Here is an 8,326-nt window from a genome sequence, read left to right as displayed (position 1 = left end):
TAGTGCGGTCGTAGACTTTCAACGTCATAGACCTCAAAGTTCTGTCTCGCCATCTCACGGATCACCGTGTGAAGATGGGGAAGTTCGGTATGGGGGAACACATACTTGTCCATAAACCCGCTCACTCCGGAGCCGACCGTGCGCCCGTCGGCATCCGGCGAGGTGATGCCGTGGTTCATAAACAGCCCTCTATCGCGCAGCAGGCGTCGCACAATATCGAAGTAGAGGTGAAAATTATTCCGGCCGACATGCTCAAACATGCCGATACTGGAGATTTTGTCGAAGGCGCTCTCCCCCAATCTTTCCGGCGCGTCGCGATAATCCAGCAGGAGTACTTTGATCTGTCGTTCAAGGCCTGCTGCTTTGACGCGCTCCTTGGCCAAAGCAAACTGATTGTCCGAGAGCGTGATTCCGACCGCATGTACCCCGTAACACTGAGCGGCATGAACAATCAGTCCGCCCCAGCCGCAGCCGATGTCGAGGAACCGTTCACCGGGCTGAAGGCGTAGCTTGCGGCAAATGTGATCGAGCTTGGCTTCTTGCGCGGCGTCGATCGTTTCGTTTCCGGGCTGAAAATACGCGCAAGAATAGACCATGCGGTCATCCAGCCAGAGCCGATAAAAATCGTTGCTCACGTCGTAGTGATGTTTAATGTCGTCGAGATCCTGTTGGCAAGTATGGCATGCCGACGAAGCGGGGATTCGTGCCGTCGCCGGCGAGCCGCCGACCGCCACCAGGCGCTCGGCGCTGGCGATCACGGATATGATGTCGCCGTCGATATCGATGCGTCCGTCGACGAATGCCTCGCCGAGCGATCCAAGTGTGGGATGGGTTAATGCCGGCAGCAAGTTCGGATCGCGGATTGCGAGCACCACGCGAGGTTCCTGACCGAAATTGAGGCGGGAACCGTCCGGTAGAATGAGGTCGAGCGGCTGCCCGCCGTTGGACCGGACTCTTTCCGCCAATCGCCGAATGCCATGGCTCAGCACCTTGCCTGTGATCTTTCGGGTTGCCCGCGAGACGAGACTGCCCTCAGACATAATGACCTCCTTTGGACTATGACCTGAGATTCGTCATCGAATAGGCGAACTACGCCTTTAGAATACGTACGGTCTGTCGATGAATTCAGGTTCAAGCAGGTGCCAAGACGCGCTTATGTCAAGATGCGATGACGTATTATTCCGCTTAGTCCTTGTCATGTGACCATGATCAAGTGCGAAGCACGCGACTATATTTTGAGGCATTCTTCAAGCATTGTGCAGAACATACATCTCAACCGACTACGGCACGGTTGGTTTTAAGGTAGTCGGATAACGAAGAGGATGAGAACTAGGAAGTTCCTCAGGGGGAGAATTAGGGAAGAAGAATGGCTTGCTGGGAATAGCCCAGTTCTTTCAGCACGGTTTCCAATGAATCGACCATCGGCGGGGGACCGCAAAGAAACACACAGGTGTCGGGAGCTGGACTTGGAAGATGGTCCCGGAGAATTTCAGGAGTGACGCGCCCCACGCTACCTTCCCAATCGGGAGGCGGCTGTTCCAAGACATGGTGACAATGAAAGTTCGGATAGTCTCGGACATGGCGTTCCCACTCCCGTCGGAAGATGATGTCCGATTCGGTCTTGTTGGCAAAGAGCAGGAATAATTCTGCATCGATCTTGTTGATCAAAATCCAACGAATGATGGAGATCATCGGGGTAATCCCGGTGCCTCCCGCTACAAATCCGACTCGCTTTGCCATTCCATCAACCCAATGCCCTCCGGTATTCGGCCCGCTCATCGACACCGTATCTCCGATCTTCCGATCATGCAGGTGCTTCGAGACGGAACCGGCGTCATAGCGTTTGACTGTCAGCTCGAAGAATCCCGTGGTCCCGACAAGCGACGAGGGAGTGTAGGGCCGCTTGGCTTGCTTACCGTTGATCTCGGCATGCACATAGAGAAAATCGCCGGGCAGCATATCCAGCGTGGCATCGGCAGGAAGCTCGAAACGGAACGTCTTCGTGTCATGGGTATCCGTCTCGACGTGGGTCAGCTTGTAGGGAACAGGCGTTTTGGTCTTGATGCGAGTCACACTGTCCATGGTGAAGCGCATCATATCGAGTTCGCATTACGACGTGCAACTAAACTTTTCCGATCGTTCCTCCTCTTGCCTCTTGCATCTGTCTCGCGTCCCGTCCCATACTTTCGCCTCATGACATCTCCTCCGTCTGATCACTCCACACCTCTTCAGGATCTTCAAACCGACGTTGCCTTGCGCGCGATCCTCGAAGGCACCGCAACGGAAACCGGGCAGCAGTTTTTCGCAGCACTGGTCCAAAACCTTGCTAAGGCTCTTGGAACCCACGGCGCATGGGTCACGGAATACTTTTTCGAGACGCGTCGTCTGCGGGCGCTCGCCTTTTGGATGGACGGCCGGTGGATCGGGAACTACGAAGTGGATATTGCCGGAACTCCCTGTGAGCGCGTGATTGATACGGCCAAACTGGTCCATTTTCCGGATCGGATTCTTGAGATTTACCCCCATGACGAAGAATTGAAGGAAGCCGGGGCCGTCAGCTATATGGGCATGCCGCTCCAAGACATAGACGGCGGGATACTGGGGCACATGGCCGTGATCGACCGACGGCCGATTCCTGAAGAGCCGCGAGTTCATGCGATCTTTCAGATCTTCGCCGCGCGAGCGGCAGCCGAACTTCAGCGTACGCGGGTGGAAGCCGCGGTCCGTGAGCGGGAAGAAAAGGTCGGCCGACTTCTGTCCAGCGCCATGGACGCGATCATCGAATTAGACGATCGACTCCAGATTACCCGTGCCAATCCTGCGGCGGAGAAAACGTTTCTCTGTCAGGCGGACGAAATGATCAACCGCGGTTTTTCGCGATTCGTGAACCGGGAGGACCTGGCGAGGTTGCAAACGTTGATCGCCGAGCTCGACGAGCGTCCGGAGGGGCAGCAATCGAGATGGATTCCAGGAGGACTTACCGCGCGCCGCGCCGACGGCCGAACGTTTCCGGCTGAGGCGACGGTGTCCCGTTTCGAACTGCATCGGCGAAAATTCACGACCCTCATTCTTCGTAATATTCACGATCGGGTGGAAGCGGAGGAGAAGATCCAATCGCTGACGGCGGAAACGGAACTGCTGCGCGAAGAATTGCATGCGCTCCACCAAGAGGGTGCCTTGCTCGGAGAAAGTCCGGCATTTCTGCTGGTGCTCCAGGACATTGCGCAAGTTGCGAAGACCGATGCGACCGTGCTGATCACCGGAGAAACCGGTACCGGCAAGGAACTCGTCGCCCGTGCCATCCACGAGGCCAGCGCTCGCCGGGAGCGGCCGCTGGTCACTGTCAATTGCGCCGCGATCCCGGCCACATTGATCGAGAGCGAATTGTTTGGTCATGAAGCGGGTGCCTTCACCGGGGCGACGAAGAGAAGAGAGGGCCGCTTTGCGCTGGCCGACAGAGGCACCATCTTCCTTGATGAAATCGGAGACCTTCCCGTCGATCTGCAGGCTAAGCTGCTACGAGTGCTCCAAGAAGGCGAGTTCGATCCGATCGGCAGTGCCTCGACCAGGAAAGTAAATGTGCGGGTGCTGGCCGCGACCAACCGCGATTTGCCAAAGTTCGTCAGTGAGGGGAAGTTTCGGGAAGACCTGTTCTATCGGCTCAACGTCTTTCCGCTCCGCCTGCCGTCCTTGCGCGAGCGTGGCGACGACGTGGTGCGTCTGGCGTCGGTGTTTGCGCAGCGGTTCGCCGCAAAAATGCGGCGCACCATCATGCCGCTGAACCCTGACGAGGCACGACAGCTGAAGAACTATGGTTGGCCGGGCAATGTGCGCGAATTGCAGAACGTCATAGAGCGTGCCGTGATTACGGCCGCCGATGGCCGGTTGAACCTCACACGGGCATTATTTGAACCGATGGCACAATCGCCCCGAGCCGACTTGCCCGGCGAACCAGCGCCACGGGCGATTCACACTGCCAAAGAGCTCGAAGAATTGGAACGCCGTAATCTCCTCCGTGCGCTGGAAGCCACTAAGTGGAAGGTTTCGGGTGAACATGGTGCGGCGAAGCTGCTTGGCATCAATGCCTCTACTCTTTCATCGCGTATGAGAGTGCTCAGGATTCAGAAACCGATCGTACATTGACTTTTCTCCCTGACACTTCGGACCTTGCTTCCCGTAAGAACATTTTGGCTTTGCGAAATCTCACCATTACACTCATGAGATTTCACGAGTCGTGATGCCTCATGAAGCGCCATTCTCGGCGTTCTGACCATAACTCATTGAAAATTATCGGGCGGCCTCATGTTGAGTGGCGTGGCATCAATGCTGCTGTAGCGAGAGTCCGTTGATGCAGCAATGAGTGTCAGGAGGGGATGGCGTTCATGCGGCGCCAGACCGCCATGTCGAATGGATGAACTGGAAATGATATGCCGGAGTGCCGACCGGCTTTTCTTTCGGCAATGCCTCATTAACCAATATCGTACAGGAGGAAAAGATATGTCACAGGCAACGATGGGTAGAGTCATCAATGGTGTCGATGTGGAGCGGTTGGGTCAGACCGTTCAAGCAGTCCAGCAGAATCCAAGTTTGGGAACTTCGCAGTTCCGAGCCGTCAACCGCTGGATCAGCGGCGGCCACAATCGCTCGGCGATCAAAGGGTTCTATTGTGCAGGCCAGGAAGATACGACAAGGACGAAACCGTTCGAGCTCGATGCCGACGAGCCACATGTGCTGCTCGGAAAAGACCAGGGCGCGAATCCGGTTGAGTTCGTCCTCCACGCGCTGGCCGCTTGCCTGACGACCTCGCTGGTCTACCATGCCGCCGCCCGCGGAATTCATATCGAATCGATCGAATCGAAACTAGAGGGCGATCTCGACTTGCAGGGCTTCCTCGGACTCTCAGATCAAGTCCGGCGCGGGTATAAACAGATCCGGGCCAGCTTCACCGTAAAGTCGGACGCGACAGCAAAAGATTTGGAGGAGCTGACGAAGTTTTCTCCCGTGTTCGATATCGTGTCGAATCCGGTGCCGGTATCCATCCACATTGAATCCCGCTAGGATAAAAGGCGACGCATGGATTTGAGAAGATTGAGGACTGACTGTCGTGATGGAGTGGCATGGCGGTTCGGCCAAATCGCCATCAATCGGGATGATTGAAAGAGCCCCGATCCTGGCGGAGATTCAAGAGCGTGGCGGCTCTCACGGACCGATCGTCGGAGCCGTCGCGTCCGCCTTGGCTCGGTCAGATAGAGACAGTCCGTTTTGCTCAGCAATATAGGCGATGATAGCGGCGGCACGGGTTGGGACACGATGAAGAAAACTTCATGATCGTCTAATATGTCCTCCATCATTCCAGTAGAAACTAAGCAATGCCTAGCGGCCCTGGATATTCCATAATAATACGGAGATTGTGATGAATACGAACCCCTGTCGTCCGCATTCCGGATTTGTCTTGCTTACACTCCTGCTTTTCCCTCCCGTGACATGGGCGATGTCCGGCATGGACATGCCGCATAGCGGACATGCGAATATGAGTTCTTCGCTATCAAAAAGTATGGGGGAGCCCATTAACTCCTCGGACTCGGAGATCGAAATGACCTATAGCGCCGATGGGAAGACCGTCATCTTTGTCTCGGGACGGCAAGGAAGCATCCCCTCGCCGGGAGTTCCCTACAACTTCGATATCTGGATGTCCCACAATGTGAACGGCGAGTGGCAAGCCCCGATTCATTTGGGACCGGGCATCGATCCCACTGTCGGACCGAATATCAATACGTCGGCGTGGGAGCTGGAACCGAGCCTCTCGGATGACGGCAATGTTATCTATTTCACGAGATACGAGCCGGGCAACCTCTCGACCGGCGATCTCTATGTGACACAGAAGATCAACGGTGTCTGGCAGCCGGCCAAGAATTGGAACGACGTTCCGGAACTCCCACACATCAATACTGCGACCGGCGAGGAGCATTGTCCGATCATTGCGTCCGATAGTCTCATCTACTTCAATTATCAGCAACCCGGAGTTACACAAGACAGCGATATCTGGAAAGTCGAGAAGAAAGACGGTGTGTGGCAGAAACCGGAGAGCCTGGGACCACGGATCAATTCCCCTTACCGTGATCATATGCACTGGACCGGTCTGTCAAAGGATGGGAAGAGCCTCATCGTTACCAGTACGCGTACGGACATGGGCTCGCGGGGAGGACATGATATGTGGATTTCCTACCAGAATCCAAAAGGCGAATGGCAAGAGCCACTGAACCTCGGTGATACCATCAACACAGCCGGGGAGGACATGTGTTGGACCTTTACCCCTGATGGCAAAACATTTGTAGGCAGCCATGGACCATACGGTTCACTCAATCACGATATTATGTCGGTTCGCAAAGACCAGGTTCCGTTACTGAAACATTTCGAGCCGATCGGGCCGCCGCCCAATCTGCTTAAGAGCGTCAAGGAGAAGTAAAAGAGCATCTGGATTTGTTCGATAGGGAATCGCTCCGTCCCACGCAGTAGTCGAAACATCAGTACCGCTTGGTGATAGGAAACCGTCTTCGCGATTGTTCGCGAAGACGGAGTGGCGCCAGATTCTTGTTCCTAGAGACATAGACAAGAACATCGGAGAAGGACGCAAGAATGGATAAAAGCATGGATCAACTTCTGACTCATACCGGCGGTATGGGCCAGGACAAGATGTTTTCCAAGGCTTGGTACAACGAATACTTCAAGCGCGCCTACGAGAGTCCCACGCATGCCCGTTTTTGCGAGGAGGTTTACGGAGGCGATCTCTGTCAGCACGGCATGATGGATGTGGAAGAAATGGAATTCCTGGCCTCGCTGTTGAAACCAGGCGAGAAGGTCCTTGAAATCGGCTGTTCCAACGGCCGCATCACCGAGTATCTGGCTCAGAATAGCGGCTGTTCGATTCTGGGAATCGATTATTCGGACGTGGCCATCGCTCAGGCCCGTCAACGCGCTCAATCCAAGGCCGACAGGCCGACCTTCCAGTGCGTGGACCTGATCGCCGATGAAATTCCCGGTGAAGGATACGACACCATTGTCGCAGTGGACTGCATCTATTTCATGGGCGACTATGACGCCACCATCAAGAAAATCCACGCCAAATTGAAACCTGGGGGACGAATGATTGTGGCCGCGATTCAGGTGAAAGAGGATGGAGAGGCGGAAGATATTTTGAAACCAGGCCATACTCGCCTGGCCCAGGTCCTGAAAACGTTATCCCTGCCGTACCAACAACACGACTTTACCCCGAACGTCCGTAACCACTGGGTAAAGAACTATGACTATTCCCGGTCACTGTATGCGGATTTTGCCGCCGAAGGAAATGTATTTCTCGCCGACGCGCGCATCGCGGAAAACGGCTGGTTCAAGGATCACGCGGAACGCGGAACATTGGCGCGATTCCTGTATGTCATCGAGTATAACTCTGCCGTCAAAGGGGAGTCGTGACGGGAGAAATGGTGAAATCGGACTCCTTCTATCCGGCAATGGAATCCGAGAAAATCACATGAGGAGTTCTGAATTGTGAGCCGCTCGTTTTTGCTTGGCCATCACCTTTTGCCCTCTCCGCTAGTCTGCTGGTTGGAGCTGCCGCTCTTTTGATTCTCCAGGCTAGCGAGGACCGGCTGGGCCGCCATAATCTTGTGCGCAACCGCTTGTGCCAGCCAGCGCCGCGCCTGCTCCCTATCCCTCGCCACTCCACGTCCATAGGCGTACATGACCCCGAGGACATACATCGCTTGTCCATTGCCGGTTTCCGCCAGTCGGCGCAGACCTTCAGAAGATTTCTTATACCAACGCACGGATTCCGGTGCCTGTTTCCCGTTTTGCTGTGCGTAGAAACGGCCGAGGCGATACTGGGCAAATGCATCGCCCTGTTCGGCTAGGCGTTGGTCGACATCAGGATTTTTAGGAGGTTTTGCGGCCGACTGACTGGATGCTGATTTCTCGCTACTTGAAGATGCCACTTTACGATCAGAGGAACGATCGGTCGGACTTGCAGATTTGAGCCGTGTGTCTTGGTCGTGATTATTCTGGGGTGCGAGCCGATCGGGATTAGGGGTGGATGAAGCGGGAGGACTCTGGTACTCGCTCAGGCCTTCAGCTTGTGAGACTGGCGTAAGGCTGAACTCACTCTGATTGGGCGTCGGTTCCGGGACCGGTTGCGGTAGGTCGCAGTTTTCAGCAGAACTGTCCGAACCTTTCTGGCCGACACCAGTCCGACAGTTCGCTCGGTCTTCGGAGGTGGGTGGCCATACGGGCAGGGTCGATGCACACCAGATCAGCGCGACGATGAACAAAGACC

7 protein-coding genes are annotated in these 8,326 nt (G+C 55.3%); 4 read left to right on the top strand and 3 right to left on the bottom strand.

The window, feature by feature from the left end; genetic code table 11:
• Both ACOSYY_RS15620 and ACOSYY_RS15615 read right to left on the bottom strand, forming a co-directional pair.
• A partial coding sequence (locus tag ACOSYY_RS15620; protein WP_421663534.1) for a class I SAM-dependent methyltransferase occupies positions 1-1,040 on the bottom strand: 1,040 nt, incomplete at its 3' end.
• 313 nt (positions 1,041-1,353) lie between these two features.
• Positions 1,354-2,097, bottom strand: a complete 744-nt coding sequence (locus tag ACOSYY_RS15615) for a cytochrome b5 reductase family protein (RefSeq protein ID WP_421663532.1) — start codon at positions 2,095-2,097, stop codon at positions 1,354-1,356.
• A 156-nt stretch (positions 2,098-2,253) separates the two neighbouring features.
• Between ACOSYY_RS15615 and ACOSYY_RS15610 the strand changes: the two genes are divergently transcribed.
• The 4 genes from ACOSYY_RS15610 (at position 2,254) to ACOSYY_RS15595 (ending at position 7,470) form a co-directional block, all read left to right on the top strand.
• Complete coding sequence (locus tag ACOSYY_RS15610; protein WP_421663531.1) at positions 2,254-4,143, top strand: sigma 54-interacting transcriptional regulator; 1,890 nt, start codon at positions 2,254-2,256, stop codon at positions 4,141-4,143.
• 354 nt (positions 4,144-4,497) lie between these two features.
• Complete coding sequence (locus ACOSYY_RS15605; RefSeq protein WP_421663529.1) at positions 4,498-5,058, top strand: OsmC family protein; 561 nt, start codon at positions 4,498-4,500, stop codon at positions 5,056-5,058.
• Between the two features lie 355 nt (positions 5,059-5,413).
• On the top strand, positions 5,414-6,466 hold the full coding sequence (locus ACOSYY_RS15600; RefSeq protein WP_421663527.1) for a TolB-like translocation protein: 1,053 nt from the start codon (positions 5,414-5,416) through the stop codon (positions 6,464-6,466).
• Positions 6,467-6,648: 182 nt separating this feature from the next.
• On the top strand, positions 6,649-7,470 hold the full coding sequence (locus tag ACOSYY_RS15595; protein WP_421663525.1) for a class I SAM-dependent methyltransferase: 822 nt from the start codon (positions 6,649-6,651) through the stop codon (positions 7,468-7,470).
• A 101-nt stretch (positions 7,471-7,571) separates the two neighbouring features.
• On the opposite strand, the gene ACOSYY_RS15590 is transcribed toward ACOSYY_RS15595, so the two are convergent.
• A partial coding sequence (locus tag ACOSYY_RS15590) for a tetratricopeptide repeat protein (protein WP_421663524.1) occupies positions 7,572-8,326 on the bottom strand: 755 nt, incomplete at its 5' end.

This window comes from Nitrospira sp. BLG_2 (assembly GCF_049222245.1).
Note: the sequence above shows the minus strand (reverse complement) of the source record. Positions and strands in the feature narration are given on the sequence as shown.

Excerpts from the sequence above, each read along its gene's own strand:
- ACOSYY_RS15615 (WP_421663532.1), bottom strand. The coding sequence starts at position 2,097 with ATGATGCGCTTCACCATGGACAGTGTGACTCGCATCAAGACCAAAACG.
- ACOSYY_RS15595 (WP_421663525.1), top strand. The coding sequence starts at position 6,649 with ATGGATCAACTTCTGACTCATACCGGCGGTATGGGCCAGGACAAGATG.
- ACOSYY_RS15605 (WP_421663529.1), top strand. The coding sequence starts at position 4,498 with ATGTCACAGGCAACGATGGGTAGAGTCATCAATGGTGTCGATGTGGAG.
- ACOSYY_RS15600 (WP_421663527.1), top strand. The coding sequence starts at position 5,414 with ATGAATACGAACCCCTGTCGTCCGCATTCCGGATTTGTCTTGCTTACA.